We start from the raw sequence: 25216 nt of genomic DNA on the forward strand, positions 1-25216 counted from the left end.
GCTGCAGTCGCTTCGAGCGTGTTGGGACAAAGCGTGGTTTGTACTCGAGGCGGAACTGCATTCTAAGCCAAGTCGGTTCTCCAAAGGGCGCCAGAAAGTACCGAAGGCACAGAAGCAAGTGCCGCGGTTACGTACTACTGTGGGAATGATGAAGCCAAGAAAAAGCAAAAATTAGCGATAACCCCAAAACAAAATATCCATTAAATGGGAAACGTGTCTATTTTCTGATGCTCTCAATTTTTTGGGTTTTGAACGAGAAAACCAACTGTAAAATTTTTCAATAATTAAGGTTTCGTGTGTTCTGTGAGGTTTCTTGCAACGCTAGTGGAAAATAAGTAGATATTCGGAATAAACCAAGGAGCTAAGCGGCCTGTTCTCGCTTAGCTTCTTGGTTTTTGGCGTCCACCGAAGCCTTCTTACTCAGATTATGGGCAAGGGAAAGCAAACCGACCTCCAGATTTACTTTTGGCAAGCCTCGAAGCAGGAATCTTTTGAAGCCTAGGTTGTTCTTCATATCACCAAACACGGGCTCTGGCTCGATCATGCGCCGGACGGCCAGGGCATAACCTTCTTCGCTACGGAGTTTTTCACTGGCTTTGTAGTGTTGACGACACGAACGAGATGATTAGCAGGAATGTCCTCCTCTAAATCCATTGGCAAGCAAAGTTGGTCCATGGTATATTGAATGTACAAAGAAACCGTTCCCTTCGTAAATGGTGGGTGGTACTTCCATTTTACCAAGGAACGGTTTCTTTTTGTTGTACAAAATGAAAAGAGGCTGCCCTCAGTCATCTACGATGACTTTTGGGACAGCCCCTTGAATAGTTCAAAGGTCATCTTGTATATCAAACATTGAAGAAGAATCCGGTATTCATTTAACTCCATGGTTCAGAAGCAATTCTTTGATTTGTGAAGCGATATCCAGGTCTGAAATACTGTTCACTCTATCCAAGAGAGCTGTGCCATCCGGAAAAGTTACTTGTACATTGGCCCCGGCATCTAACAAATACTCTACAGTGCGTACTGTTTCCGTTGTATATTTTAAGAAAGTTGGAGTCAGAGCTGCAAGAAGAGGCGTATATCCGTCTGCTGACTGAACGTTTGGATCTGCCCCCTTAGTTAAAAGCCTCTTTACAAGCTCAGACTGACCTTTTGTCACCAGAAGGCTTAACGCTGTAGTTCCGTCATTTGCTTTTGTCGTTACATTCGCGCCGGCTTCAATGAGGAGGTTGATTTGATCGATTCCATACGAACAAGCGTACATTAGCGCAGTATAGCCGGTTGCATTATCTTGAATGTTCACATTGACATTTCGTTTTAATATAAAGGGAAGAAGATAACTGCGGTCGTCATTACTATATGGGACCGACCATTTCATGAAGTCGATCAGCAAAAATTCGTTTACCGTAGATGGTAGTGCGTCAAGGATGTCTTGTATTTTATCTTGGTCCTGAGCTTTACCAGCCAAAAAGAGTGCATCAATTGTACTTTTTAAGGCTGGGTGTACATCATGGATAGTTAATTTCACGCTTGAAAAATTTGTTACATCTCCTGTGCCGCGGATGTTAATTGTGTTAAGGCCTTGATCGTATTCATCGGTAATGATAGCAGTGCCCAGTAATTGATTGTTTTGATCCAAAAAATCTAAAGTGGCATTCACATAGGATCGTTCCGAAGCGTTCAAAGTTAGTTGTCCGGTAACTTTGGTTGAATTCATTTGGACATCAAAAGGAGCTGCAAGTAAGTTCGCAACGGCAATACTGGTATTATTTTTATCAGTAATGGCGGTATTCCCATATGCTAGAAGGATAGATTGACGATTATCGTCATATGCAATGCTGATCCCGGTATTTTCAGCGATATAACGAATAGGTACATAGGCATGACCGTTTACGTTTAATAGCTGGTATTGAGGATCCAGTGATTTTTCTTTCCCATTAATTAAGATCTTTGCAGGGAAAACGAAAGCCTGAATAGCGTCAGAAGCATATGCGGCTGTGGTAGCTGTTAAGGAAACCCCAAACATGAAGCCGACTAGTATCTTTTTCAATCCGTTGCCTCCTAATATTTTCTGTAACTAGTACCATTATTTTATATTCCAGTATTAAAATAGACTCTGTTATAGATCAAATGTTGCGGTCTTGATTAATTTTTTGGTTTTAGCGCTGAATAGCTTATACGAAACCAGTATGGGTATTTCCGAACAAACAACAAACCGAGATCTCCGAAAGGGAAACCTCGGTTTAAGAGATATGGAATCGCATTGAAGCAATCTTTCGCTCTACCATACAATCCAGTGATCCAGGATGAAAGCTGTCGATTGTCTACGATTGAGGGGGGAGTTTACCACTTCTGTTTTGAGGAACCTTTCCTACTGGTAATCATGTCAATAAAACCCGAATAGTCTGGAATGCTGTCCATTTCGTAATTAATAATAGCCTTGATCACTTTCTCTGATATGATCTGTTCTAAGTCATAACGTTCTTGCGGCTTTACCCTGCTACAAGCCTTTTTAATAGCTGGCTGAAACATGGTTATAATTTCCCCCAGCGATTCGCGGTCGCCATGTTTGGCTCTTTGCACAAGTTCAAATAAATCAGTTTCAGCCATCTTTCTTACGCACCTCATCTTTAAGGGCCGTTAAGAGGTCCACAATCGACGTATTCAGCGTATCCAATTTTTTCTCAAATCGAGTGAGCAGGTAGACGGTAATGACAATGGGGAAACCTAAGTTAGAAATACTGTTTGTCACTAGACTTAATGTTTGCGTATCGTCCATTAGTTTAGTTCACTTCCTTTCGATAGCCGCTCATAACAACATGTGGATGATTGCCTTTGGCAAGGCGCTGCCTCATCTTTATCAGTGCAGTCTTTCTAGTTTTTGTAATGGCTTGTTGAGAGACGCAAAGCAGGTTTGCTATCTCCGTATCTAATTGGCATAAAGAGTAAGACAAGGTAATAACCAATTTTTGCTTGTCCGTTAATCGGGTGAATGCATCATACAGGGATTCATCCTCAATAGATTCATGAAAGAGGTATGGGTCGTTTAGAAGCGGAGAGTCTCTGATAACGGAGTTCGAAATGCAATGCATGAGTTCACCGAATGTAGCGTCGCCTTCCTCATCCAATGGTTTATCAAATACGAGAAGTAACCGATTCTCATCGCGGGTACGTTTGCGTTGTATGTCAATGTTGCAAAAACGGATCAACGAGCATAAATACTTTGTAAAACGGACTCGAAAGAAATACCGACTGAAGGTTGACTCCAACTGAGAGCAATTCTCTTCTGATGGGTCTAGAAGGACTTGAGCAAGTAAAGCAAGATGTCCCTTAACATGAAAAAAGCCTTGAATTACGGGGTTTTGAAAAATAACTTCATTCTGCTTTACATACGACATGACGGCCGTGCGTTCTTCTGGTGTTTGTAATTCCTTGACCTGTAACTGTAACTGCATGGGTTCCCCCTCCTTGTAACAATCAATCTCTATATAAAGTGGGGATATTTTCTATTTTAACAACCTAAATGTAATTTTAATAATACACAAGAACATTTGTTCGTGTATTTGGTAAAAAAACAGAGATCCTAAAAATCGACCTCAATTTTGTATTATATATCATAGGATTATGTCAGAAAAGTAGTTGAATTTTAAAAAATTAATAAGGAGGGGTTCTGCACTAGTTAGTTACAAACACTTTATAACTTAGAACATGTTAACGAGGTGAACTAAACTATGAAATCCAAATTTGATCGACTCTTTATCATAAATAGTGAGTTTCAACAATTGTCGAACCGGATTCAAGAATGTGACCCTAAGATCGATCATTGTACGAGCGAATTGGAGAAATGTATCTCGCAAAATTGAAAGAACTAAAACCAAGCCGAGCTTTCCGAGAGAATCATGATTTGGTGTTCTAGAAACAGAAACAACCCCGGACCGCATTGTGTGCGGAGCCGGGTTGTTTTGATAATGTATGTCTAATTATTTGTACTCGACTATAAATTTTGTAGGAAACTTTGTACTATTATCAACGGTATGCGACTTGGTCTCGCTACTATTACCAGACGAGTACTCAATCACGTCAGGTCGAACAAGCTTCACGAAATATCGGCCGGGTTGAATCATATCTCCACCTGTTCCACGTTGATTCCACGGGATTTTTACTGAGTATCCTGTCTTCTCCTTTATTGGGCCAGTAATGGTCGGTAGTTGGTAACTGTATACAAGGTCCTTAGGTTGATTATCTTCAGTTGCGGTATACACTTCGAATTTCATATCAATAGGTTTACGTTAATGGCGGAAGTACTTGTATTGTAAAAGCGAACGGTAAAAGGATTGTACTTGTCAATTGGTAGTATCCCATTAAAGTTAAAGGGAGGGGCGAAAGACAGAACCATCGGAGGACCGTTACTAGATGAGATCCCTTGGGGTTCAAACTTCAATATATCATGAAGTATCACCTTATAAGATGCCGCGGTACCCTCAAAAGTGCAGTAAGACTGAAACGTACGGGTTTCCCCTGCTTTCATCGGCGATGATTCCTGGCGATCAATGTATACATAATCAGATGTTCCCAAAACCGCCTCATTGCGATCGAGAACTTAAAGTTTTCCATTCAAGTCTTTGTTCGCATGAATTGTCCCTGAGATCAGATTATTTGTTCCATTTTGATCCCAAGTGTTTACCTGCGTCAGTGTCACAAAACCATCTGCATCAGAAATGGCCAGGTTATTTGTATTAGAACCTGTATTATCATAAATATTAATACGGTTCACCCCATTTGTTGCATCAGAGCCGGGTATAAACTCCATTCCAGTGCTGCCAATGAAAATTCGGAAATTTTTGGACACCCCGAAATTGTTTTTCACGGGCAGATAAATGATCATTTGTTGTCCGTAATTTCCATCGAGTGGACCTGTAAAGTTACATCGATCGCTTGGAGCATCGTCCCAAATCATTACACGGTCGTTACCGAAGAATGTATCATCTGCCGAGCCAACAGTATAGGCAATACCGTTTTGGCTATCGGTCGGAGCAATTGGGTCGAAAACGAATGTGTTGTAAAATGCTCCTCCGTGGCCGCGGGAGTGGGCAGCAGACGTCTGGGCATACTGGTAAGCACCACCAGAGTTAGAGATATAAGCAAGGTCAATAAACGTAGCAGTTTGCGGGAACTCTAGTTGAGGTATTATTACCCCGGAAGTAAGCTGCCCATGCGTCCGAGTCCGTTAGACCAACACCATTGGTTAAGCCGTAATTAGAAGAAGATACAATGATGTCGAAATTGTTCGGATTATGAATAAGTAGGCAGTAGTAGATGGTCTGTGCTACGCCGTTCTTCATGACTGCGTTCTCGTGCCACAGATATACTTGACCATCACCAGTTAGAGTCGATTTGTTTAGAAAGCAGCCCTCATCCGCTGTATGGCTATATTCCACCTTTTCCGGATTGTCGGAGAAAAACAAATACCCGCCGCCAAATGTTACCGAACTGTTTCCTTTAGGTGCAAAATAGGGATTCCGCGATACTTTTGGACTTCCGCTAAGAACTGTAGGCATATCGTACACCCTCTATCAACGATTTAGTTGAAGTGAGGAGGGTTAAAGCCGAGGGACAACCCCATGTCCTCTAACTTTACTCACTTACACTATATTAAAGTGCTAGATGAATGAATCTACACAACCGAATGTGCAGAATTAATATACTTTCCTCAAGCCATGTATTCAATTTAAGCTCGTAAGGATGAAATGCCCCCTAGTACCGGTACCAAGCGATTTTGCATAACAAACTCCCAGATGATGAATTTAACTTTCCCACCTTTTATTCACTACAAACTCATAGAACGTCCTCGCGGCTGCGGTCAGATACCTCTCCGTGCTTCTCGACACACCGGTCGTTACCGTACAGTGGGGCTCGGTAATTTTCAGAACATGCAGGCGATCCTTAAGGATATCGGAGAACTTGTCCCAAAGGTGCTTGGGGATGAAAGAGATGCCCAGCCCGAGACTGACCATTTCCCCTATCACCACCGAATCGTTGCCCTCGAATAAGATATCGGGTGCGAAGCCCGCATGTACGCAAAGCTGCTCCAGCCCGTTCAGCGCATAGTAACCGTTGCTGGGACTAATAAACTTTTCATGCTTAACCTCTATCAGTCTGATTTCGTGACGATGAACGAAGCGTTCTTCTCGGGGCACCAGCAGCAGAAGCTCTTCCGTAAAAATAGGTTGCCACTCGATACCCGGGCCTTCCACTGGCTCGGAGGTTATGCACATATCGACCAAGCCTTTGTCCAGCAGCTCGTACATCGTCATGTCCCTTTGCAAATATTGGCGCACCCGAATATCGGGATGTTGGCGCAGGAAGGAAGACAGCAAGCTCGGAAAAATGCTGATGTTCGTGGTTGCGATGGAGACGGCCCCCGCGTGCAGCCGGGCCATGTCGGTAATCTTTTTCTTGGCTTGATCCAGCTCGGAGAACGACCGTTCCAGGTGGGCGAGAAATACTTCGCCATAGGCATTAAGGCGAATATGACGACCCATGCGGTCAAATAAAGGAACGCCGATATCCTCTTCCAAGCGGGAAATCGTCCGGCTGAGAGCCGGCTGGGTAATATTGAGCTCCTCGGCGGCTTGCGTCATATGCTCCAATCGTGCGACGGTTTGAAAATATCGAAGCTGCTGCAGCTCCACAAGTTTCACCTCATTTATTAACTTAATGTAATAAATATATGATTTATTATACATTGGATGTCATCATTAATCCCGATTATGATATAGACATACAACTTAGCAGGCAGTGGCAAGTAATTGATGTTAGCTGTGGTGGGCAAAATCAGGTAAGTACCTATGCTGGAGAGGAGTATTCTTATGGAAACTGCAACGGTCATCCCCCAACCGAAAACGTATGGTGTCCTCGGGAATCTGCCTTTGATCGACAAGGACTCGCCCACGTTATCCTTCTGTAAGCTCGCTGACGAGTTCGGGCCGATCTATCGGTTAGACATCTTGGGAAGATCCATTATTATCGTTTCCGGCCCCGATTTGGTGGCTGAGCTCAGCGACGAGTCGCGGTTTGACAAGTCGATCGGCCATTTAATGAAAGTGCGCGATTTTGCCGGGGACGGTTTGTTCACTAGCCTGACGGAGGAGCCGAACTGGAAAAAGGCGCATAACATTCTGATGCCGGCCTTCAGCCAGCAAGCGATGAAGGGCTACCACGCCATGATGGTGGACATCGCCGTGCAGCTGGTTCAGAAGTGGGCCCGGCTCAATCCGGACGAAAGCATCGACGTGCCTGATGACATGACGCGGCTGACGCTCGATACGATCGGCTTGTGCGGGTTCAATTACCGTTTCAATAGCTACTACAGAGAAACGCCGAATCCGTTCATCGTAAGCATGGTCCGCGCCCTGGACGAGGCGATGCATTACGGCACCCGGCTGCCGATTCAGAACATGCTGATGTTCAAAACCAAAAATCAATACGAGCGCGACATTCAATCGATGTTCTCGCTCGTTGATAAAATTATTGCGGAGCGCAAAGGGGCCGGAGACCGCGGGGAGACGGATTTGCTCGCGCGGATGCTGAGCGCCAAAGACCCCGAAACCGGGGAGCCGCTGGACGATGAAAATATTCGTTATCAGATTATTACGTTCTTGATCGCCGGCCATGAAACGACAAGCGGTCTGCTGTCGTTTACGCTGTACTTCTTGTTGAAGCACCCTGAGGTGCTGGCCAAGGCTTATGCCGAAGTGGATGAGGTGCTGACGGATGCGGTACCGACATACGAACAAGTTCTGAAGCTGAAATATATCCGAATGATCCTGAACGAATCGCTTCGCTTGTGGCCGACCGCGCCTCAATTTGCCGTGTTTGCCAAGGAAGACACGACGATCGGAGGAAAATATCCGATTAAGAAGGGTGAAGGAGCCGCCGTTATTTTACCCCAGCTTCACCGGGACCGGGGGGCATGGGGGGAGGATGCCGAGCAATTCCGTCCGGAACGGTTCGAAGACCCGGCCAAGGTACCGAACCATGCGTACAAACCGTTCGGGAACGGTCAGCGGGCTTGTATTGGCATGCAGTTCGCCCTTCACGAAGCGACGCTGGTGCTCGGGATGATTCTTCAGCAGTTCCAATTGATTGACCATACGAATTACCGGTTGAAGGTAAAGCAAACGTTGACGCTGAAACCGGATGAGTTTACATTGCGGGTTCAGTTAAGAGAGAAGAAAGCTGCCCCTGCGTTTGCGCCGAAGACGGAAGCTGTAGCAGCAGCTTCCGCTGCGGCTGCGCCAAGTCAGCATCAAACCCGGCAAGCCTCCATCATCGGTGTAAATAATAGACCCTTGCTCGTCCTATACGGCTCCAATATGGGAACGGCCGAGCGGATTGCCAGAGAGCTGGCGGATATGGCCCGGTTGCACGGCATCCGCAGCGAAGCGGCCGCTTTGAACGACCGGCTGGGCCAGCTGCCGAAGGAAGGGGCCGTCATCATCGTCACCTCGTCCTATAACGGTAAACCGCCAAGCAATGCGCGCCAGTTCGTGCAATGGCTGGAGCAGGTCGGACCGGGCGAGCTGAGCGGAGTGCGCTATTCCGTATTCGGCTGCGGCGACCACAACTGGGCGGCGACGTACCAAGACGTGCCGCGGTTCATCGACGAGAAGCTTGCCGAGAAAGGTGCTGCAAGGTTCTCGCCGCGAGGTGAAGCCGATGCGAGCGGGGACTTCGAGAAGCAGCTCGAAGACTGGAAACGGCAAATGTGGGACGATGCGATGCACACGTTCGGCCTCAAGCTGAACGCCAATGCGGAGAAGGAACGGAGCACATTGACCATGCAGCTGGTCAGCGGGCTGGCGGAAGCCCCTCTTGCTGATTCGTACGAGGCGGTTCGCGCGGCGGTCGCGGTCAACCGCGAGCTGCAGCACGCCTCCAGCGAACGAAGCACAAGGCATATCGAAATTGAACTGCCGGAAGGGGTTACGTATCGGGAAGGCGATCATCTCGGGGTGTTTCCCGGCAACAGCAAAGAGAACGTCGACCGCATTCTGAAGCGGTTCGGCTTGCATGGTCAGGATCAGGTGATCCTGACGGCGAGCGGCGTCAGCGCTTCCCATCTGCCGCTCGGCCGGGCAGTTTCGCTTGCTGCTATTCTTCGCCACAGCGTAGAGGTGCAGGAGGCAGCAACCCGTGCACAAATACGCGAGGTTGCCGCTTATACGGTATGTCCTCCGCACAAACGCGAATTGGAAGCTTTATTGGAGGAGGGAGCGTACGAGGAGCAGATTTTGCGGAAGAGAGTTTCCATGCTGGATCTTATCGAGAAGTACGAAGCCTGCGAAATACCGTTCGAGAAGTTCCTGGAGCTGCTGCCGCCGCTGAAACCGAGATACTATTCGATATCCAGCTCGCCGCGGATGAACGAAGGACGCGCCAGCATTACGGTTGGTGTCGTACGCGGCCAGTCTTGGAGCGGGAAGGGCGAATACCGCGGGGTCGCTTCGAATTACTTGGCCGAGCGCGCGGCGGGGGAGGACATCGTCATGTTCGTCCGTACGCCGGAATCCGGCTTCCAGCTGCCCGATAATCCGGAGACGCCGATCATCATGGTAGGCCCGGGTACGGGGATAGCGCCTTTCCGAGGCTTCCTGCAGGCGCGCGCGAAGCTGAAGCAGGAAGGAGCCGCTCTAGGGGAAGCTCATCTCTACTATGGCTGCAGGAACGAGGCGGACTTCCTCTACCGCGAAGAGCTGGAGCAATATGCGAGAGATGGGGTCGTTACCCTGCATACGGCATTTTCCCGGGCGGATGGTGTGCCGAAAACGTACGTGCAGCATCTTATGGCGGGCCACGCGGCGGAGCTGATCCGCATTCTGGACGGCGGCGGACGGCTGTACGTATGCGGTGACGGCACCCGGATGGCGCCGGATGTAGAAAGCGAGCTGCAGAAAGCTTATATGCAAGTCCATGGGGCCGACCGGCAAGCGGCCGAACAATGGCTGCAGCAGCTTCAATCGAATGGAAGCTATGCGAAGGATGTTTGGACGGGGATGTAATACGAGGGGGCTGCTTGGTCAAGCGGCCCCCTTTTGGATGTTCCTTTTGCGAAATAGAGGTTTCCGAAACCGTAATTTTGCTCGGGAATGGCTGGCATGCAAGTTTAGAGGACGCGGGATAGATCCCTCGAAATCCGCTATTTTGCGGGAGAGCGGGTAGATCCCCAGAATAGGGGCTTCGGAATCCTTTATACATCAGCGAAGCAGGCAAGCCTGTCATCGGGGGCATTGCATAGGCGGGCTTGAGGGGATCGATGAAAAGGAAGTCGGCGTGGAGGGCGGGGATATGCGGGTTCGCGCGAGAAATTTGAAGAAGCCAGGTCAGCCTCGATCTTGGACGCATGGGGGCTATGAGTGCCTGCTTCCTGGCCACTTGCCGTCGCTTTCTGCTGCTCCAGTTGTTTATTCCCGTAAACGGTCGAACACTTCGGCAGGTTGAGACTTCGATAATTCCACGTTTATCTTCAACAACGAGAGAAGCTCTTCCAACTCGCCGCGTGTGACGGGCCGGGCCGAATCGATTAATTCGTAGCCGAATCGCCCGTTCACTTCAACCGTTGCGGTGCGTAAGTCGGAGATTCGGGAGATACCCTTTTGGCGTATTCTCATTTCAAGCTGATCCTCGGTCAAGCGCAGCTTCCGCAGCTGCTTCGTTTGAATTTGACCGTCCTTGACAACCATGGTGGGCTTGCCGATCAAAAGCCTTTCAACAAAGGGGATGTGAAGCGCCAGCTTTTGAAAGACCACCATAATAAGAACGAATATTCCGATGCAAGCAACCGTTTGCCATATATCATTTTCGGCTACGGCATGTCCAATAATGGTTCCGATCGATAATATCGTAACCATCTCTAAAGGGGTCATTTCGGCAATGATTTTTTTTCCTGCAATTCTCAAGAGAATGAAGCCGGAAATGATCATGACGATCGCTTCATAAACGAAAGTAAACAAGGTCCCTTCGCCACATCCTTTTTACTTTCCAAATGATTTGCTTTTCATTATGTCCCGATTTATTCATCATTAGACTATTGGGAACGCCGGGGTGGGGAGTAAGTTTATCTTTAGGCTGTTGGCTCTTATCGGACAAAAATTTCGTCATTTATAATGAGCGTGAAACCGGCGAAGGGAGATGTAGGGTTTTCATGCTCAACAAAAAATTAATACTGAAAAGCAAGACGAGAATTCGGCTGGCACAGACCCATGTCCATGAGTTCACAGGCAGCACGAAATTAGCGGAAGAAGGGGAGGATCGCCACAACCACCGGTTTGCAGGGGTAACAGGAGAAGCCATCCCTTTCGGGAAAAGTCATATTCATGAAATTGACTTGTCTCGGACCGATTTCGTAGACCATTTCCACAAGCTTAAAAAAATTCGTACCGGTCCGGCCATTCCGGTCGGTAACGGTAAGCATGTTCACTTTGTTACAGGGAAAACCACGTTAAATGAAGGTCACAGGCATCCATTTAACTTTGCAACGTTGATTCAGAAGCCGCTTGTTTGAACGTCCTCACAATGATAGAAATGACACCGTCATGGTCTCCCTTCTGTTAATAGCCCAAACAGGCACCGGCCTCTATGGCCGGCGCCTGTTCGATGTGCGGGATCAGCTAACTTTGAAAATCGCGACCGACTTATTCAGCTCCATCGCCAGATGTGCCAGCGATTGGGAGGTCGAAGCGGTTTCTTGACTGCTGGCCGCTGCTTCCTCGGTACTAGCGGAAATCTTCTCAATCGAGCTCAGTACTTCCGTCGATTGTGCGGCTTGCTCCTCGCAGGCGGCGGCGATTTCCGCCACCTTATGGGCGGTTTCATTCACGACTGACAAGATCGTCTGGAACGCTTCGCCCGATTTCTTCGAAGCAGTCGTCCCTTCGCCAACGGCGTCCACGCTAAGCTTCGTATTATTTTGCATGCCGGTAATAATGGCGGTAATTTGCTTGGTCGCTTCGCTGCTTCGTTCCGCCAGCTTACGCACCTCATCGGCGACGACGGCAAACCCTCTTCCTTGTTCGCCGGCCCGTGCCGCCTCGATCGCGGCATTCAAGGCAAGCAAGTTCGTCTGCTCCGAAATATCGTCAATGACGCCAATGATTTCTCCGATTTTGTTGGAATCCTCGGCGAGCAATGTCATCTGGCGATTGATCGAATTCATTCCCTGAATCGAGTGTTCTACAACCTTGCCGCCTTCCTGCGCCATCATCATCGTTTTGTTGGACAGCTCGGATGCCTGCTCCGCGCTTTCCGCGACGGAATTGATGGCTGCGGACAATTCCTTGAACAGCTCGTTGATCGACTGCGCCTCCTGAGCCTGAACGCTGCTGCCCGTAGCGATCTCCTCGGAGCTTGCCGAGATTTGCTCTGCTGCCGCGGAGACGTTCTCTGCCGACGAGAGGATGCCGCCAACGGTTGATTTCAAGCTGTTTACCGTGTTGTTGAGCGCATTCGCCAGACGGCCGATTTCATCCTTCGAATCGATATCCGTCGTTTCCCGCAAATCGCCGTCCGCCACCTTGTCCAAAATTCCGAGCACCCGGTTCAGCGGACGAGAGATTGACCTTGCGATCGCATAGCCGAAGCTGATGCTGAGCAGCAGCGCTGCAATGACGATGGCAATCGTAATATTTCGCGTCGATGCGAAGGACGCAGCGTTTTCTTCGTTCGACTTCTCCGCTGTCCGCGTATTATAGTCGATCAAATTCGTCAAGATGTCTCTTCTTTGATTGCTTAACGTGTCCAGCTTATTGACAAAGACGGAATACGCTTCGGTGTTTTTGTTCTGAAAAGCGAGGTCCATGACTTCTTTGCGGGCTTCTTTGTATCTTGTAACAACCTGGGTGTATTTGGCGACGTTGTCCTTTTCCTCAGGGTCCAGCTGAGTGTTTTGATAATCGCTCATCAGCGTGTCCGATTCTGCAACCAGCTTCTCGATTTCTTCGTTCAGCTCTTTATTTTTGGAGTCGTTCGTAGTTATCATTAACTCAAGAATGGCGGATTCACTCTTTAATGTGTTGATTTGGATTTTGCTTAGCGCCTTGACCGGCGTCAGCTGTTCCTTGTACATCGCATCGGCATCGGCGTTCATTTCCGCCATCCCCCGGTAACCGAGAATACCGACCACGATCAGTGAAACGACGCTGATCACGATCAACAAATTGATTTTGACACCGACCTTAAGATTTTTGAATAAGCCCATTGCATGATTCCTCCGATGGTTGTGATGGGTAGTGAGCGGTTTCCTGAACCTATGTACTCCAATCGGCATGCTGCCGAGAAACAAAAAAATGCCCTAACCATTAGGGCAGTCTTGCGCTGTTGTCCCCCCCAATTGGCAACCCGGCTGCCTTAGCGCAATTGCCGTAGGCCCGAAGTTTTGCGTCCCCGTCTTTCGGCGGGTTTGCCTTTTCAGCTGGTTCGTCACATTTCGACATTATTTGATATATAATGTAATAATAACATGTTTTATGTCGATTTAAAGTAAAATTTTTTCTGGAAAAATGAGTCTGAATGAAACATCGAACATAAATGCTGAAAGTCCTTGAGAGTCCCCAGGCAGGTGATCGAGAAGCAAACTCTCGAAGAGCCAACCCCGGTGGAAGCATATCGAAATAATAAACCGGCCTCACATCCGTAAGGCCGGTTTCGTCAGAAATATTTACTTCGCAAGGTGGTTCACAATTTGGCTTAAGCCTGTGGTAATCGGCGTAACCGGCCGGCCGAGCAGCTTTTCGAAGTCGCTGCTTTCGATCTCCAGCGCGCCATCCCGAATCCCTTGCTGGATACCGACAAGAATCGGGATGACGAAATCGGGCACGCCCGCTCCCTTCAGCATGTCTGCATAAGCGGCGTCATCGATCTGATGGACAGGCACTTCCTTGTTTACCACCGTACCAAGAGCAGCCGCGAGTTGTTCCTGGGTCAACAGCTTGCCTGAGAGCTCGTAGATCGTATTGTCGTGTCCGCTGCCCGCGAGTACGGCTGCAGCCGCCTCCGCGTAATCCTGCTGCAGAGCCCAACCGACTTTCCCCGATCCTGCGGAAGTGACCCACGGCGCTCCTGCAAGCACACCCTTTATGCTGCCGAGCTCGTTCTCCAGGTACCAGTTGTTACGCAAGAACGAGTAGGGGATGCCTGTCTTGACGATGGCTTCTTCGGTCACTCGGTGCACGGGAGCCAGGAAAATCGTGCTCTCGCCCGCATTCGCCAAGCTGGTATAAGCAATAAATTTCACTCCGGCACGCGCGGCGGCGGCAACAGCATCGGTATGCTGCCGTATTCTCGTTTCGTTATCGCCGTCGGCGGAGATGATCAGCAAGCGATCGATGCCCGCGAAGGCCGTATCCAAAGTTTCCGGGCTGTCGAAATCTCCATACCGAACGTCTACTCCTTGTGCGCGCAAGCCCTCCGCTTTATTCGGATTCCGCACGCTGACGGCAAGCCGATCCGCGGGTACGGATTTTAATAATGCTTCAACGACCTTCGACCCCAAATTTCCTGTTGCGCCTGTGACTAGCAGTTTCATTGAAATACCTCCTAGTAAGATAATGTTGTAACAGATCATGTTATAACATAAATGGTTACAACGTGTATAAAATAAAAGCCCATCAAGAGCTCTCATTTATTTGAATCGCGATATCAGCTGGCTCAAAGTCGTCTGCTGCAGCTTGGTTTCCATAGCGGACTGGGCTTCCATCAATTCGGATTGAAGAGACTGCTCGATATTCCGCCCGACAAGGCATTGCGGATTCGGATTTTCATGCAAACGGAATAACTGGTTCTCTTCAATGACCTGGACCGCGCGGTAAATATCAAGCAGCGTAATATGCTCGGGACTCTTGAGCAGGGAAGCGCCGCCCACACCGGGCCGGACCTCCACGAAACCCGCCTTCTTCAGCATTCCCATGATTCTCCTGATGATAACGGGATTCGTATTGACGCTGCCCGCAATGAAATCTCCGGTACAATCGTCCGGGCTAACCGCAATCAAGGAGAGAATGTGAACGGCAATCGAGAATCGCGTGCTGATTTGTTTCATTTGCAACACCACCGTTGTAACCATTTTAGTTACTACCCCAAGCAATGTCAATGATCATTTTGCCGAGCTGCGCTTGCAGGAATGCTGCCATCTTTGTACGAAATTGCGATTATCGGTTCCGTTCCTGCCGGCGCCAGTGCGGCACTGTTTGCCGACAAAATGGGCAAGAGGACGCTGTTGATCGAGAACGACAAAGGTATGACCAGACGGGCTTGGTTTGAAACCTGCTATGCGATTATGGAAATCAGCGGACCGGATATGGTCGATTTGGGGTGAAGGACCCTTGCAGTAGGATAGAGGGAAGGTTTAAGAATCCTTATATGGAACTATTTACAAAAGATGGAACGACATGAAACAATGAAATGGTTCCTTCCGTAAGGGAACAGTACCTAAAAAGGAGTCGAAACGATGCTGCAATCCAAATGGTATTCGCTGCTCATTCTGCTTATTGTGCCGCTGATTGGTGCTTACTTCGCCGCCATCCACCCCGCTCCCGACCATGTCTACCACCAATTGTCCACCTGGCTGCTGATTCATCTGCTGTTTCCATTCGTGTTTGTGTCGCTTACGGCCTCCTTTTTTTACTTGAACCGGAACGTGGAGCGGTTGTCTGCCCATATGGCTAGATGGGGAGCCGGTATTTTCCTGTTATTTTACGTGATCTTCGAGGTGGCTACCGGGATTGGGACGGGGCTTGTGGTGCTCGGGGGAAGCAAAGTGCCCGGGCTGGACAGTAAATCCGTCGATGCGGTCGCGCAGGCGTATTTCTTCGAGATGCAGTACGGGCCGCTCTCCGCTACGGCGATGATCGCCGGGGGCGGCTGGATCGTCGCCTTGCTGGCAACCGTCGTCACTGTTACCCAGACGAAGCACGCCAAGCCGGTGCTTGCCATTGCGTGTCTTCTGGCCGTAACGTATACGATTGCCGGCATCGTCGTCAGCGATATCTCCTATCGTACCCATGTGACGGATTATCCGGAATGGGCGCTTCCGGTCATCGGCGGGATGTTTCTGCTGTTTTTCATTGCGATCGGTATTGCCGCAATGGACAGCAGCGCGCCGAGAGAACCGCTGTTCATCCTGGGACTGGCGATATTGTATACGATAAGCCATGGAGGCGACATCGGCATGATCGCTATGCTTGGGTTCGCCGCGGGGATGACCTGGCTGGCATTCGCACAAGCAAACAGGAAGCCGGTTGTGACCGAGAGCAAACCGATGGACGCATAAAAGGACGGCCTCTATGGTAGGAGGCCCACCCGCTGCCTGCAGTTCGCCTTACATTTCCCGTAAGGAGATTCTGCAGGCCTATTTGTTTTGGCGGCAGGCAGGAATAGCGAAAGGATGGTATTTCCGCCAAGCCGCCGTCATATATAGCTGTAGTGAATACGCCGGAAGGAAGTGACGGAGTATGTCGGGCAATAGCGAATTCCGTCCTGTGGCTATAGCGGGACCAGGCCGGCTCGCCGCTTCGTTGTTGCAAGCTATGGCGGAGGCGGATGTTCCCCATGTTGCGGCAGGTGCGCTCGGAAACCGGGAGGATTGGCAGCGGAAGCTGGGCTCGGCATGCTCCTTGATTTATGCAGCGGATGAACTGGAAGACGGACATCTCTCCCAACTGGAGACGTACTGCATAGAGGAACGGAAGGCTCTGCTTCCGGTTGTAAGGCTTTCGCGAAAGGTGATGGTCGGGCCTCTGCTGGGATACGAGTCGGCTATGACCTGGGAATCGCTGCTCAATCAAGTTCATTATGATGCCGTTTGCCAAGGGGAGCCGCCGGCACGGGGCCTATCGCCCTTCATCTGGCCGATCCTATCCAATATCGCAATACACTGGCTGGAACAGGCTGCTGCAGCGGCGGGTCGGCCTCGCGGTCCACATGCTTCCCAGGTTTATTTGCTGGATCTGGAGACGCTGGAAGGCCGGCTTTATGATGCGGGTCCGGGTCCTCTCGAAACGGAGAGGGTGCAGGCCTGCCCTGTTAGAGATGTGAAGGAACGGCTTCACCGCTCGGAGGCTATGCCGGACCGGGATGAGCTGTTGTCCTATTTTCATAACCTGACTTCCGAAGTAACGGGACTATTTCATGATTGGGACGACGGGGGATTGGAGCAGCTTCCGCTATCGGTTTGCCGAATCCGAACGGTCGATCCTTTATCGGCTGGACCGGCTCGTCTGCTGCCCGAGCTGACTGCTTCCGGATTCGATCCGCGGGAAGCCCGGGTAGAGGCAGGATTAGCGGGAGTTGAAGCGTATCTTGAACGAATGAGCGCACGGATGTCCGGGAAGATGCGGGACCATGAACGGGCATGCGTGGGCTTTGGAGCCGGACAGACGTTCGGGGAAGCAGTGTACCGTGCGCTGCTGCAATGTCTGGCGGAGCTGCTGGAATTGCGCTTACGGGAGCATCCGGTACCTCCGATGCGGCCATGGAGCGGGAGCGGTATCTCTGACCCGTACGGCCGGTATTGTCTTCAGGCTCTGCAAATGCTCGGCGGCCCGGCGGAAATGCTTGAAGGAGAAGAGCTGCTAGGGTGTCCCGTTATGTGGGTGAGGGTCGGCGGCTTTACATATGGAGGCATCGGCCTAAGCCGAGAAGGAGCTGTTCGCCATGCGCTGCAGGGAGCGCTTCAGGCTATACAGCTTGGGGAGATTTCGGGGACTGACGCTGCAGCGTTCCCATTCGCAGTGAAGCCGGTTTCCCGCTCCTTCACTGCGGAGAGCTCGGCTCCGGTACGCCTGAAATCGGTCATTTCTACGTTGGCGGGCAGCGGCATCCGTCTGCATGTGAGCGATATTCGCCCAAGATCCGTCTTATCCGAGAACCGGCTGCAGCTGGTCAGTGTAATGTTACGGGAGGGATCGGCACAATGACGACGCAAATTGCCGTAATCGGTACGGGGCGCCTGGCGGATAGGGTTGGCAAGCTGCTGTCGGCAAGAAACGCGCTCGTCCGGATGAACGATTTGTCTGCGGGCATTCCGGCTTCTGCAGATATCGCGCTGCTGCTTAGTGACGATTGGCCGGCATGGGATGAGCTTGAGTTGAGAGAGATTTTGCAAGAGAAGGGGATTCCGTGGCTTCGCGCCTTTGCGTTCCAGGGCGAGGGCGTGATCGGGCCTCTCGTACGCCCCGGTACACCGGGCTGTTCGCAATGTGCAGAGCTCAGACTGCGCGATATCGGGGCGGACTCCGACGGCAGCGATAGCTTTGGCTATGGCCATAGCGACGACGGTGGTGATGGCGACGGCGATGGCGGCGGCAGTAGCGGTGTTGAGGGAGAAGGTGGAGTTGAAGGCGCAGGTGAAGGTGCAGGCGAGGCCTGCTCCTCAACGGGACTGAGGCACGTGGCTTTGATGGTAGCAACCGAAGCGGAGAAGGCTCTAAGCGGACACGCCCACACGATGGAACATATTTACATCGTGAACCTGTACACGCTCGGTGCCGCCTTGCATGTCATTCTGCCGGACCCGTCGTGCTCCGTATGCGGAGAGGGGCTGCCGGAGGACAGCGCGGAGCTTGCGCAGATCGCTCTTCAGCCAGCGCCCAAATCGGCGTCCGACCGCTACCGCTGCCGTCCGCTGGATGAGCTGGGGCCGGCGCTAATCCGCGATTATCTTGATGAAAGAACGGGACTGCTCGACCGCAAGACCAACGACCTGCTTTCTCCATTTGCTGTCGTTGATATGAGGCTGCCCTCGTATATGCTCGGTGACGAGATTGTCGGAGGCCGAAGCCATTCCTATGAGGCCAGCACAATAACGGCCGTTCTGGAAGGTCTGGAGCGTTACTGCGGGCAAATCGCGCGCGGCAAACGCACTGTCGTTTACGACAGCTATACGAACTTACAGGCCGCGTCACCGGTGCTGGACCCACGGTCCGCAGGGTTGTATGCCGACGAGCAGTATCGGCTGCCCGATTTTCCCTACGAGCCGTTTGACGAGGACCGCGAGCTGGAGTGGGTATGGGGCTATTCGCTCCTGCAGGATCAGCCGATTCTCGTACCGGAGCAAATGATTTACTATCGCGCGGGTTACACGTACGGGTTCGTTCAGGCAAGCTCGAACGGATGTGCACTCGGAGGCAGTTTGGAGGAAGCGATCCTGCACGGCTGTCTGGAGATCGTTGAACGCGATGCGTTCCTGATGAGCTGGTACGGTCGGTTGCCGCTCCGCCGGTTGGACCCGCATTCTGCGAATGACCGGGAGCTGCTGCTCATGATCGATAAGCTAGAGACAGTACTCGGATACGAGGTGCAGCTCTTTAATATGACGACGGAGGTCGGCATACCGAGTATTTGGGTGCTGGCCCGCAGCCGGGAGCCCAACCGGTTTGCGTTCCTTTGCGGAGCGGGCGCCCATTTCGACCCCGTACGCGCGGCGAAAGGCGCTATTCATGAATTGGCGTCGATGCTGCCCCATTTTCAAATCAAATACGACCTGAAGCGCGGAGAGCTCATGAACCTGTACGGGAACCCGGATTTAGTGGAAAGCATCGAGCATCATTCGCTCGTATACGGGCTGCCGCAAGCCGAAGAGCGGTTTGCCTTCCTGCTTAACGGCGGCCGCCCGCCGCGATCATTCCGGGAAGAGTTCCAGCCGGGGCCGGCACGCATGGATTTGCGGGAAGATCTTACGGACTTTATGGAGAAAATGAAGCGGCTGGAGCTAGACGTAATCGTGGTCGATCAAACGTGTCCGGAAATCCGGAGAAACGGGCTGCACTGTGTGAAGGTGCTCATACCGGGTATGGTGCCGATCACCTTCGGCCATCGGATCAGACGAACGACCGGGCTCCCGCGGCTGCTTCATGTACCTGTAGAACTGGGCTATGCGGAGCGGCCGCTGACAGTGGAGCAGCTGAATCCGTATCCGCATCCGTTTTACTAGAGGCTGTCACGGAAAAAAAGCCGCTTCGCATGGAGGCGGCTTTCCGTTTGAAGGAATCAAACTACAGGAGGAATGCGCGGCTCACGATAACCAGGAGGATGAACAGAACCAGGATTGCTGCTGTGCTAGTGAAAACGCCGCCGAAGCCTGCGCCTGCTGCAGCTGCTGCCGTTGCGAATGCCATGGAACAAAACCCCTTTCGTGGAGATTGATTGATGTTACAAAGCCATTGTACGCAGCTGCGGCGAAGCTTGATTGGACGTATATCCCGTATTGACGAATAACCAAGAAGGCCCATTCTCCGCCGAGAATGGGCCTTATGCTTGCTTTGCGTTATTTAGAACCGCTTTGCCGCTTCCTTCGCTTTCTCAATCGCCTTTGCTTTAATTTCATCAGCCTTGTCCGGCATAGCGGCCATGCCTTCGACGAACAGGCCCTCGAAGCTCGGCACGCCGTGGAACTGCATGATTTTGCCCAGGTAGCTGTGACCGCTCTCGAAGCCGGCTGCCGGCCCCTCCGAATAGATGCCGCCGGAGGCTTGGATATGAATGGCCTTCTTCGTGCCAAGCAGACCGACCGGACCTTGCTCGGTATACTTGAACGTTTTGCCCGCTACGCAGATTGCGTCGATGTAGGCCTTCAGAACGGGCGGGAAGGAAAAATTCCACATCGGGGAAACATACACATACTTGTCGGCCGCGACGTATTGATCGACAATGTCGCCGAGGCGGGTAACCTTCGCCTTCTCGTCAGCCGTAAGCGAGCCTATTTCCGCGCCCGAGCGCAGCTTGCCCCATCCGTTGAATACGTCCAGATCGATGTGCGGGACGTCGATCTTGTACAAATCCAGATGCACGATTTCGTCGGACGGATTCGCCTCGCGATAAGCTTCGATGAATTCTTTTCCCACAGCCATACTGTAGGAGAATTGGTGATCGTGCGGATGAGCGGTGATATACAGTACGGTTGCCATGCAGGTTGCTCTCTCCTTCAACATGTAATCTCGTCCGTCCCGAAGACCGACGGTTTAGGTTTCCCCTGCGTTCCATTATGAATACCATTCCGGCTTGGAATCCGTCTCCGTATACAACGCGATCAGGACAACAGCCGTCTCCTCGCCGACGTTGCGCACCGAGTGAGGAATGCAGGCATTCCAGCTGAACGAATCCCCCTCGAAGAATTCGGCGCTGTCCTCCCCTTGCTCGGCATAGATTTTCCCGGATATAACCAAATGCACCTCTTCGCCTTCGTGGGCGTGCGGCTGCTCGCCCGTCGAAGTACCGGGAGGCAGCTCCACCAGCATCATGCGTACGTTCTTCGTCGCACTAAGGTGTCCCACTTTAAGCCGGTCGGGGCCGCTCGACGTCATTCGCCGCTCGTCCTTGCGGACGATCTGCATGCGCTCTTCTTTACGCAGCAGCAAATAGGCCAGAGGCACCTTCAACGCTTTGGCGATACTCTCTAATGTTGCGATGGAGGGAGACGTTTTATTCGTTTCGACTTGGCTCATAAACCCTTGGGACAAGCCGGTTTCTTCGCAAATTTGGGCGATCGTAATATTTTTCCGCTTGCGGATGGATCGTATCGTTGAACCGATATCCATGGCGCCATCACTCCGATTAAAATATTTGTAATACGAATGTTATATCTATATTATCAATTTTTTGATTGACATTCCAGCGGTCCATGAGTTAAATTATGAATACGAAATAAATATTCACAATACTAATATTTCTTCGGGAGAGTGGTTCAAATGAAGCAAGGGGCAGTATGGGTGGCAACGGTAATGAGAGTAGTGCTGGGTATCCTGTTCACGGCACACGGCATTAGCAAGGTTCAGATGGGATTGGACAATGTAGCCGGATGGTTCGGTTCGCTGGGAATTCCCGGATGGTTCGGTTATGTCGTCGCGATTATTGAGCTGGCAGGGGGCATTCTGTTGATGGCAGGCCTCTTCACACGTTATGTATCGGTATTGCTCGCGCTTGTGATGGTCGGGGCTATCGTCACGGTGAAGTTCAAGGCCGGTCTTCTCGGCAACGGGCAGATGGCAGGCTATGAGCTGGATTTGGCTTTGCTGGTCATGACGGTTCATTTCATCTTCGCCGGGCCTGCGCGGTTGTCCGTGGACAGCTTGTTCTTGCCCAAATCAAGCGCCTAATATTTCCGGAAGGGGGTATCCCTATGAAACCGATTTTCGAGTATGACCTTCATTTGCCTGCCGGTATGGAATCTGGACGGACGTATCCGGCGATCTTCACGCTGCACGGGAAAGGCTCGAACGAGCGCAATATGCATGTACTGACGGAGTCTTTGACGAAAGATTTTATTATTATCGCCATTCGAGGCGGCCTTACTCTCGGTGCGGGATTTCAGTATTACGAGCTTAAGAGTCTGGGCCATCCGATCCGGGAGTCGTTCGACCTGGCGGTTCGGTCGCTGCAGGAGTTTATCGCTTATGCGACGGAGCGGTATCCGATCGATGCGCAGCGGCGCTACGTACTGGGCTTCTCGCAGGGGGCCATTCTGGCGATGACGCTGGCGCTGACGATGGGAGAACAGCTTAAAGGGATCGTAGCACTTAACGGGTACGTGCCCGATTTTGTAAAGACCGAGTACCCGCTGCAGCCGGTGGAGCGCGTGTCCGTATTTGTCTCGCACGGGGAGTTCGACGGCGTATTCCCGGTAAGGATCGGGTATGAGACAGCGGCGTACTGGCGAGAGCTGAACGCTGGGCTGACCTTCACGATCTATCCGTCGGAGCATACCGTGACGGATGAGAACCGGCGGGACTTTACCGAGTGGCTTCTTCGCGATGCCGGTCTCGGGCTGCTACACACTAAAGGAGGGGACATTCAATGATGCCGTCATACTTTTTCGCCCATGGGGCGCCGTCGCTCGTGCTGGAGCGTCATGCTTATACCGACTTTATCCGCCGTTTTGCCGCAGACATGCCGAAGCCGAAAGCGATTGTGCTGTTCTCCGCGCACTGGGAGGAGACGACGCAAGCGGTAAGCGCGGTGGACACGTACGGTACGATCTACGATTTCGGCGGATTCCAGGAGGAGCTGTACCGGATGACGTATCCGGCTCCGGGGGATCGCGCTTTGGCGGAAGAGATCCGTTCTCTATTCACGGCGCATGGCATACCGAGTACAATGGATGAAGAAAGAGGACTCGATCACGGGGCCTGGGCGGTGCTGAAGCTGATGTATCCCGGGGCGGATATTCCGGTTGTGGCGTTGTCAGTTAACCGCTATTTGACGAACGAGCAGCAGTATGAAGTCGGCAAAGCGCTGGCAAAGCTGCGGGAGCGGGATGTGCTGATCATCGGCAGCGGCGGTACGGTCCACAATCTGCGCAGAGTGAACTGGCGGGCGGATGCGGTCGACGAGTGGGCGGCAGCTTTCGACGAATGGCTGGCAAGCACGCTGGAAGCGTGGGATTTGGACGCGCTGTTCGCTTACCGGGAGCAGGCCCCATACGCGCGGGAAGCGGTTCCGACGAACGAGCACTTCATTCCGCTGCTGCTTGCCATGGGGGCGGCGGATGAGAGCCGGAAGGCGGAGCTGCTGCACCGAAGCTATCAATACGGTAATTTGAGCCTAAGCTGCTGGAAATTCGGGTAAGTTGCGTTACTTCCTGCGGGGGCATAGTGAAGAGGTGGACGGATGAAGACAGCGGTGATGGCTCACGCCGAACGGATCATGATTCTCCTGCTAGCCGGGATTTATATTGCAGGCCAGCTTACGCACGGAACATGGGTGACCCCGGTGCTCGGGAGCATGGTGTTCATCGCCATTGTGCTGCTGCTGCCCCGGCTGCGGGGGATGACCCTGTGGCTGACGGCCGGTTTTCTGGTGCTCGGAGCGTGGCTGATGCTGGTGCAGAAGGCGGACGCCTGCACCTGGTTTCAGGCTGCCGGCATGAATGTCACGCTTGTCACGCTGTTTGTGTTTGCACCGTTGTTCGGCATCCCCGTCCGGCTTCCGGCGTACGTAGAGGCTCTTAAGCGCTTCTATGAGACGACCTTGAAGAGCCGGACTTTGCTGTTCGCCGGCACGCAGCTGCTGACGCAGGTTATGGGCGTATTCATTAACGTAGGCGCGATTCCGGTCGTGCACCCGATCGCCTTCGTTAAGCCTCAATCTCCGCTGATGTCCAGGCTGCTGGCCGGGGCCATGAATCGGGGCTTTGCCGGCGCAATCTTCTGGTCCCCGTATTTTGCCGCGATGGCGCTTGTGACGTCGGCTCTGTCGCTCCGGTGGTCGGAGCTGCTGCCGTATTTGCTGGGGCTTGCGGGGATCAGCTTTGCTGTCAGCTTGGCAGTCGATTTCAAAGGGCTGCTGCAGGCGGAGCGGGAAGAACAGAAGGAAAATGCAGACGAAGGTACGGAGGTGAACATGGCGCGGGAGCCGGAGAGAGGGGCGGCAGGGTCTGCGGTGACTATGGTATCTGCGCCGCCGGGGGTTGCAGGCGCAGCCGAGCCGGTCCGTTCGGAGCCGGAAGCCGTTCCCGCTGCAAGCAGGCCTAAGGCGGGGTTCCCCGCGGGGCTTGCCGTCTACTTGGCTTCGGCGATCGCCGCCGTGTTGGCGGCCGAGCTTCTTCTCGCGCTGCCGATGGTGCTGGTCACGTGCTTCACCGCAGTTCTGTTTCCGCTGGCCTGGTGCTTGTTTAAGGGGTATGCGGCTACATATCGGGAAGGCTTGACAAACCATCTAAACGTTACTCTGCCGGCACTGAAGAAGGAAATCACGCTGTTTCTGGCGGCCGGCTTCTTCAGCGGCGCAATCGGCACGACCGGGTTCGGGGCGTCGATTCCGCCGCTCTTGTCGGCGGTTCCGCTGCCGATCGCTTTTACTTTCTCCGCAGCTGTAGTTGTGCTCATTACGGCGACGTCGGTTATCGGCCTTCATCCGATCGTTACGGTCACGATATTGGCTGCCAGCGTGGACCCCGCTCAGGTGGACATTAGCTTGACGTATTTTGCCGTCCTGCTTCTTGGAAGCTGGGGCATTTCGAACACGATATCGCCCGCCTCCGCCGTCAACAATTTGCTGGCCGGGTTGTTCAAGCAGCCGGTGTTTGATTTTGCCGTGCCGAATTATCGGTTCGCCGCCGGGATGGCTGTCGTGCTGCTGCTTTACTTGGCCGTTGCGGTTAGGTGAGGGCTCGGAACGGATAGCCGTTCATCCAAGAAACGGGCAGTTTCGTTATAATTGTATTTTCCAA

The 25216-nt window shown here is 51.9% G+C and carries 22 protein-coding genes, 2 pseudogenes and 1 riboswitch; of the genes and pseudogenes, 10 read left to right on the forward strand and 14 right to left on the reverse strand.

Going from position 1 to position 25216, the window contains the following annotated elements; genetic code table 11:
• Nucleotides 1–361 precede the first annotated feature (361 nt).
• From ACFFK0_RS02790 to ACFFK0_RS02820, 7 genes and pseudogenes are all read right to left on the reverse strand, one after another.
• Nucleotides 362–595, reverse strand: a pseudogene (locus tag ACFFK0_RS02790) (transposase); the annotation flags it as partial.
• A 276-nt stretch (nt 596–871) separates the two neighbouring features.
• The gene (locus ACFFK0_RS02795; RefSeq protein WP_377468364.1) at nt 872–2050 is read right to left on the reverse strand and encodes an ankyrin repeat domain-containing protein; all 1179 of its coding nucleotides are present in this window, start codon (nt 2048–2050) and stop codon (nt 872–874) included.
• A 293-nt stretch (nt 2051–2343) separates the two neighbouring features.
• Nucleotides 2344–2610, reverse strand: coding sequence for a helix-turn-helix domain-containing protein (locus ACFFK0_RS02800; RefSeq protein WP_377468365.1), 267 nt, complete (start codon nt 2608–2610; stop codon nt 2344–2346).
• Nucleotides 2603–2779 (reverse strand): YvrJ family protein, encoded by a 177-nt coding sequence (locus ACFFK0_RS02805; RefSeq protein WP_377468366.1) that lies wholly within the window; start codon nt 2777–2779, stop codon nt 2603–2605. Before ACFFK0_RS02805 ends, ACFFK0_RS02800 begins: the two co-directional genes overlap by 8 nt.
• Before the next feature lie 4 nt (nt 2780–2783).
• Entirely contained in the window at nt 2784–3455 is a 672-nt protein-coding gene (locus tag ACFFK0_RS02810) for a sigma-70 RNA polymerase sigma factor region 4 domain-containing protein (protein ID WP_377468367.1), read from the reverse strand.
• Between the two features lie 1145 nt (nt 3456–4600).
• Nucleotides 4601–4957 (reverse strand): hypothetical protein, encoded by a 357-nt coding sequence (locus tag ACFFK0_RS02815; protein ID WP_377468368.1) that lies wholly within the window; start codon nt 4955–4957, stop codon nt 4601–4603.
• Between the two features lie 847 nt (nt 4958–5804).
• Nucleotides 5805–6692, reverse strand: coding sequence for a LysR family transcriptional regulator (locus ACFFK0_RS02820; RefSeq protein WP_377468369.1), 888 nt, complete (start codon nt 6690–6692; stop codon nt 5805–5807).
• 177 nt (nt 6693–6869) lie between these two features.
• On the opposite strand from ACFFK0_RS02820, the gene ACFFK0_RS02825 reads away from it, so the two are divergent.
• Nucleotides 6870–10061, forward strand: coding sequence for a bifunctional cytochrome P450/NADPH--P450 reductase (locus ACFFK0_RS02825; RefSeq protein ID WP_377468370.1), 3192 nt, complete (start codon nt 6870–6872; stop codon nt 10059–10061).
• A gap of 402 nt (nt 10062–10463) precedes the next feature.
• Here the strand turns inward: ACFFK0_RS02825 and ACFFK0_RS02830 are convergent, their stop codons facing one another.
• The gene (locus tag ACFFK0_RS02830) at nt 10464–10982 is read right to left on the reverse strand and encodes a DUF421 domain-containing protein (protein ID WP_377468371.1); all 519 of its coding nucleotides are present in this window, start codon (nt 10980–10982) and stop codon (nt 10464–10466) included.
• 221 nt (nt 10983–11203) lie between these two features.
• Here ACFFK0_RS02830 and ACFFK0_RS02835 point away from each other — a divergent pair, with 221 nt between their 5' ends.
• Nucleotides 11204–11563: a YmaF family protein gene (locus ACFFK0_RS02835; protein ID WP_377468372.1), complete on the forward strand. Its 360-nt coding sequence runs from the start codon at nt 11204–11206 to the stop codon at nt 11561–11563.
• Nucleotides 11564–11665: 102 nt separating this feature from the next.
• Here ACFFK0_RS02835 and ACFFK0_RS02840 read toward each other — a convergent pair whose 3' ends face one another.
• From ACFFK0_RS02840 to ACFFK0_RS02850, 3 genes are all read right to left on the reverse strand, one after another.
• Nucleotides 11666–13255, reverse strand: a complete 1590-nt coding sequence (locus ACFFK0_RS02840) for a methyl-accepting chemotaxis protein (protein ID WP_377468373.1) — start codon at nt 13253–13255, stop codon at nt 11666–11668.
• Between the two features lie 131 nt (nt 13256–13386).
• A riboswitch (cyclic di-GMP riboswitch) is annotated at nt 13387–13471 on the reverse strand.
• Nucleotides 13472–13714: 243 nt separating this feature from the next.
• Nucleotides 13715–14581 carry an SDR family oxidoreductase gene (locus tag ACFFK0_RS02845; RefSeq protein WP_377468374.1) on the reverse strand — a complete coding sequence of 289 codons (867 nt, stop codon included), beginning with the start codon at nt 14579–14581 and terminating at the stop codon, nt 13715–13717.
• Nucleotides 14582–14677: 96 nt separating this feature from the next.
• Nucleotides 14678–15094, reverse strand: a complete 417-nt coding sequence (locus ACFFK0_RS02850; protein ID WP_377468375.1) for an Rrf2 family transcriptional regulator — start codon at nt 15092–15094, stop codon at nt 14678–14680.
• A 93-nt stretch (nt 15095–15187) separates the two neighbouring features.
• Here ACFFK0_RS02850 and ACFFK0_RS02855 point away from each other — a divergent pair.
• The 4 genes and pseudogenes from ACFFK0_RS02855 to ACFFK0_RS02870 all read left to right on the forward strand — a co-directional run.
• Nucleotides 15188–15367: pseudogene (locus tag ACFFK0_RS02855) on the forward strand (pyridine nucleotide-disulfide oxidoreductase); the annotation flags it as partial.
• Between the two features lie 135 nt (nt 15368–15502).
• Nucleotides 15503–16324, forward strand: a complete 822-nt coding sequence (locus ACFFK0_RS02860) for a hypothetical protein (protein WP_377468376.1) — start codon at nt 15503–15505, stop codon at nt 16322–16324.
• 181 nt (nt 16325–16505) lie between these two features.
• A complete protein-coding gene (locus ACFFK0_RS02865) occupies nt 16506–17969 on the forward strand; it encodes a hypothetical protein (protein WP_377468377.1) in 1464 nt (487 codons plus the stop codon).
• Complete coding sequence (locus tag ACFFK0_RS02870; protein ID WP_377468378.1) at nt 17966–19984, forward strand: TOMM precursor leader peptide-binding protein; 2019 nt, start codon at nt 17966–17968, stop codon at nt 19982–19984. The genes ACFFK0_RS02865 and ACFFK0_RS02870 overlap by 4 nt, the downstream gene beginning before the upstream one ends.
• A gap of 61 nt (nt 19985–20045) precedes the next feature.
• On the opposite strand, the gene ACFFK0_RS02875 is transcribed toward ACFFK0_RS02870, so the two are convergent.
• From ACFFK0_RS02875 to ACFFK0_RS02885, 3 genes are all read right to left on the reverse strand, one after another.
• On the reverse strand, nt 20046–20168 hold the full coding sequence (locus ACFFK0_RS02875; protein WP_377468379.1) for a YjcZ family sporulation protein: 123 nt from the start codon (nt 20166–20168) through the stop codon (nt 20046–20048).
• Nucleotides 20169–20321: 153 nt separating this feature from the next.
• A complete protein-coding gene (locus ACFFK0_RS02880) occupies nt 20322–20957 on the reverse strand; it encodes an FMN-dependent NADH-azoreductase (protein ID WP_377468380.1) in 636 nt (211 codons plus the stop codon).
• A 75-nt stretch (nt 20958–21032) separates the two neighbouring features.
• Nucleotides 21033–21587 carry a helix-turn-helix domain-containing protein gene (locus tag ACFFK0_RS02885; RefSeq protein ID WP_377468382.1) on the reverse strand — a complete coding sequence of 185 codons (555 nt, stop codon included), beginning with the start codon at nt 21585–21587 and terminating at the stop codon, nt 21033–21035.
• A gap of 183 nt (nt 21588–21770) precedes the next feature.
• On the opposite strand from ACFFK0_RS02885, the gene ACFFK0_RS02890 reads away from it, so the two are divergent.
• The 4 genes from ACFFK0_RS02890 to ACFFK0_RS02905 are packed head-to-tail and all read left to right on the forward strand — an operon-like array spanning nt 21771 to nt 25152.
• The gene (locus ACFFK0_RS02890; RefSeq protein ID WP_377468383.1) at nt 21771–22145 is read left to right on the forward strand and encodes a DoxX family protein; all 375 of its coding nucleotides are present in this window, start codon (nt 21771–21773) and stop codon (nt 22143–22145) included.
• Nucleotides 22146–22168: 23 nt separating this feature from the next.
• A complete protein-coding gene (locus ACFFK0_RS02895) occupies nt 22169–22846 on the forward strand; it encodes an alpha/beta hydrolase (RefSeq protein WP_377468384.1) in 678 nt (225 codons plus the stop codon).
• Nucleotides 22843–23613 carry a DODA-type extradiol aromatic ring-opening family dioxygenase gene (locus ACFFK0_RS02900; protein WP_377468385.1) on the forward strand — a complete coding sequence of 257 codons (771 nt, stop codon included), beginning with the start codon at nt 22843–22845 and terminating at the stop codon, nt 23611–23613. Before ACFFK0_RS02895 ends, ACFFK0_RS02900 begins: the two co-directional genes overlap by 4 nt.
• 42 nt (nt 23614–23655) lie before the next feature.
• A complete protein-coding gene (locus tag ACFFK0_RS02905) occupies nt 23656–25152 on the forward strand; it encodes a hypothetical protein (protein ID WP_377468386.1) in 1497 nt (498 codons plus the stop codon).
• Nucleotides 25153–25216: the final 64 nt, after the last annotated feature.

This window comes from Paenibacillus chartarius (assembly GCF_042432825.1).
In the GTDB taxonomy this organism is placed as follows: Bacteria; Bacillota; Bacilli; order Paenibacillales; family NBRC-103111; genus Gordoniibacillus; species Gordoniibacillus chartarius.

What these genes read in the sequence shown, in the direction of transcription:
- ACFFK0_RS02800 (WP_377468365.1), bottom strand. Translation starts at nt 2,610, where the DNA reads ATGGCTGAAACTGATTTATTTGAACTTGTGCAAAGAGCCAAACATGGC.
- ACFFK0_RS02805 (WP_377468366.1), bottom strand. Translation starts at nt 2,779, where the DNA reads ATGGACGATACGCAAACATTAAGTCTAGTGACAAACAGTATTTCTAAC.
- ACFFK0_RS02810 (WP_377468367.1), bottom strand. Translation starts at nt 3,455, where the DNA reads ATGCAGTTACAGTTACAGGTCAAGGAATTACAAACACCAGAAGAACGC.
- ACFFK0_RS02815 (WP_377468368.1), bottom strand. Translation starts at nt 4,957, where the DNA reads ATGATTTGGGACGATGCTCCAAGCGATCGATGTAACTTTACAGGTCCA.
- ACFFK0_RS02825 (WP_377468370.1), top strand. Translation starts at nt 6,870, where the DNA reads ATGGAAACTGCAACGGTCATCCCCCAACCGAAAACGTATGGTGTCCTC.
- ACFFK0_RS02830 (WP_377468371.1), bottom strand. Translation starts at nt 10,982, where the DNA reads ATGATCATTTCCGGCTTCATTCTCTTGAGAATTGCAGGAAAAAAAATC.
- ACFFK0_RS02835 (WP_377468372.1), top strand. Translation starts at nt 11,204, where the DNA reads ATGCTCAACAAAAAATTAATACTGAAAAGCAAGACGAGAATTCGGCTG.
- ACFFK0_RS02840 (WP_377468373.1), bottom strand. Translation starts at nt 13,255, where the DNA reads ATGGGCTTATTCAAAAATCTTAAGGTCGGTGTCAAAATCAATTTGTTG.
- ACFFK0_RS02845 (WP_377468374.1), bottom strand. Translation starts at nt 14,581, where the DNA reads ATGAAACTGCTAGTCACAGGCGCAACAGGAAATTTGGGGTCGAAGGTC.
- ACFFK0_RS02850 (WP_377468375.1), bottom strand. Translation starts at nt 15,094, where the DNA reads ATGAAACAAATCAGCACGCGATTCTCGATTGCCGTTCACATTCTCTCC.
- ACFFK0_RS02860 (WP_377468376.1), top strand. Translation starts at nt 15,503, where the DNA reads ATGCTGCAATCCAAATGGTATTCGCTGCTCATTCTGCTTATTGTGCCG.
- ACFFK0_RS02865 (WP_377468377.1), top strand. Translation starts at nt 16,506, where the DNA reads ATGTCGGGCAATAGCGAATTCCGTCCTGTGGCTATAGCGGGACCAGGC.
- ACFFK0_RS02870 (WP_377468378.1), top strand. Translation starts at nt 17,966, where the DNA reads ATGACGACGCAAATTGCCGTAATCGGTACGGGGCGCCTGGCGGATAGG.
- ACFFK0_RS02875 (WP_377468379.1), bottom strand. Translation starts at nt 20,168, where the DNA reads ATGGCATTCGCAACGGCAGCAGCTGCAGCAGGCGCAGGCTTCGGCGGC.
- ACFFK0_RS02880 (WP_377468380.1), bottom strand. Translation starts at nt 20,957, where the DNA reads ATGGCAACCGTACTGTATATCACCGCTCATCCGCACGATCACCAATTC.
- ACFFK0_RS02885 (WP_377468382.1), bottom strand. Translation starts at nt 21,587, where the DNA reads ATGGATATCGGTTCAACGATACGATCCATCCGCAAGCGGAAAAATATT.
- ACFFK0_RS02890 (WP_377468383.1), top strand. Translation starts at nt 21,771, where the DNA reads ATGAGAGTAGTGCTGGGTATCCTGTTCACGGCACACGGCATTAGCAAG.
- ACFFK0_RS02895 (WP_377468384.1), top strand. Translation starts at nt 22,169, where the DNA reads ATGAAACCGATTTTCGAGTATGACCTTCATTTGCCTGCCGGTATGGAA.
- ACFFK0_RS02900 (WP_377468385.1), top strand. Translation starts at nt 22,843, where the DNA reads ATGATGCCGTCATACTTTTTCGCCCATGGGGCGCCGTCGCTCGTGCTG.
- ACFFK0_RS02905 (WP_377468386.1), top strand. Translation starts at nt 23,656, where the DNA reads ATGAAGACAGCGGTGATGGCTCACGCCGAACGGATCATGATTCTCCTG.